The 1,947-nt window shown below is 40.8% G+C and carries 2 protein-coding genes and 1 pseudogene; all 3 read left to right on the forward strand.

Features of this window, described 5'->3' with window-relative positions:
- The first annotated feature begins 780 nt into the window (after window positions 1–780).
- Entirely contained in the window at window positions 781–1,371 is a 591-nt protein-coding gene (locus F6K22_RS39690; protein WP_293110541.1) for a phycobiliprotein lyase, read from the forward strand.
- A gap of 48 nt (window positions 1,372–1,419) precedes the next feature.
- A complete protein-coding gene (locus tag F6K22_RS39695; protein ID WP_293110543.1) occupies window positions 1,420–1,563 on the forward strand; it encodes a hypothetical protein in 144 nt (47 codons plus the stop codon).
- A 192-nt stretch (window positions 1,564–1,755) separates the two neighbouring features.
- A pseudogene (locus F6K22_RS39700) lies at window positions 1,756–1,947 on the forward strand (phycobilisome rod-core linker polypeptide); the annotation flags it as partial.

Genomic DNA, 1,947 nt, shown 5'->3' on the forward strand with positions numbered 1-1,947 from the left:
AATTTGAATTGTTGCTCCATAGTTAAGCTGCTAGACATTTCCATAGTTGAATCCTCCTTGTTTAGATAATAGATATTGGCCAATATTTTAAGGCCATGACTATGCTCAATGTATATATTTCCTAATATGTAAATTATCGTAACATTTACTTGACATACTGTCCATCATGTACATTATGAAATTAATTTATTCGACAAAAGTTAACATTAATTTAATAAAACCTCGCTCTTAAGGGCAGGGTTTAAATAAAACTAATACGCGATTATCCCCGTCTTGCTTCCCTGAAGATGGGGCAGGATAGCGGTGAGTCTCACTCGCATCGAGCCAGTGAGACGAACATTTCCCATTAGAGGCCTTAGCAGGCTAAAATCGTTATAGCGAGGCATATCTGTAACAAACCCGCAAGCTCGTGAGGATTGCAACCCGTACCTCGATAGGGAGCTTGGCAACAAGTCGGCCATAGCATATCCCAAAGCAAATAAATTGCCGATGGCAGTAACGAGTACCATCTAGACAGAGATATCAATTCAGCTCAAGTCTGCTTGACTTGGGCAAGGGGTCAGGAACTGACCTCTTGAGACGAATAGTTGGCCATCCCTACTGATTGTGGAAACATGAAGCAAATGGTGGCAAGGAAGCGTCAGAAACAATGCTAAATAGGTGGGTATGGGGTACTAGAAACTCTGTCCTTCTATGAGGCGGAGTAGTTGATGCTAGAAGTTCTATGATAATTAGGTTAGGACTAATGTCTTATGAAGTTGAAAAATGGAGAAGTGGCTAATGGACGCAATGGAATTTTTTCAAAGAAGTGCTGGTAAGTGGCGATCGCAACGGACAACCCATCACCTAGCCTTTAGACAAGCGGAAATGGGCAGCTCAGATATTCAAGTAACTAGCTTGGATGCTAAAGATCCAAAAATAGTAGAAATCTGCAAAATGCACGAAATCGATCCAAATTTGGCAGCTGGAGGGGCTTTTGTTACTTGGGATGGCTCCATGGCATGGGATAAAAATGATGAAAATCACAAGGGGTCAACTGTATTTGCTATTGTTCCTGACCCAGAAAATCCTAGAAAAGGCAGAATGTTGCGAGAGCGTGGCTATGCTGAAATTGTCCCAGTGGTGGGACTGTTTGAGATGGATGATGAGGATGGGCTAAATCTAATTACAGAATATGAAACTATGAGTTCTATTGAAAGATTCTGGTTTCCTAGCCCTAATCTGAGGATGCGAAGCAGTGCAGTGAAGCGGTTTGGTGGATTTAATACTTCTACTTTTTGCACGGAAGTTCGGCTAGAGGAAAGTAACTCAGATTCAGAGGCAGAAGCATTACAGGATGCGACACAATTTTATTCTGCTTTTGGCTGGTAAGTATACCGGAAGTCAGAAGTCAGAAGTCAGAAGTCAGAAGTAGGGGAAATGGCAATTCCACCGTACATTCTTGCTGTAACTATATTTGAGAGTCGCGAGAATGTCCTAACTGCCCTGGTGACTACTATGGAAGTTAGAAATCAGATGATGAATCTAGAAAGTGGAAATGTTTTTCTAACTGTTCCCAGTTAAGTGTTTCCTGTTCCCTGCTATATCAAAAATATTACAGATTGTTGCGTAAGTTAATAAAAGTAAGACTTGGATCGCCTCAATCCCTTAATCTAAAGGTTGGCTATTGATGCAATTTTCTGAATCACGGTAAAGTTTAGTGTGCTATGGCCACACTTGATAAATCACATTTAATAATTTTAAGGAGATTCTGACGTGGCGATTCCATTATTAGAATACAAACCCATAAGTCAAAATTCACGGGTTGCGGGTTATGAAGTCCCTGGTGACGACCAACCAATTATTTATTCTGCTGAATCTTTACCTTCTGGTTCAGAGTGGGATGAATTAATTTGGGCAGCTTATCGCCAAATTTATAGTGAACATCAGATTCTGAAGAGCGATCGC

It is taken from the genome of Okeania sp. SIO2F4, assembly GCF_010672385.1.
Taxonomy (GTDB): Bacteria; Cyanobacteriota; Cyanobacteriia; order Cyanobacteriales; family Microcoleaceae; genus Trichodesmium.

Bases quoted from the DNA above. Each gene is read 5' to 3' on its own strand.
- F6K22_RS39695 (WP_293110543.1), top strand. From the start codon at position 1,420: ATGGCAATTCCACCGTACATTCTTGCTGTAACTATATTTGAGAGTCGC.
- F6K22_RS39690 (WP_293110541.1), top strand. From the start codon at position 781: ATGGACGCAATGGAATTTTTTCAAAGAAGTGCTGGTAAGTGGCGATCG.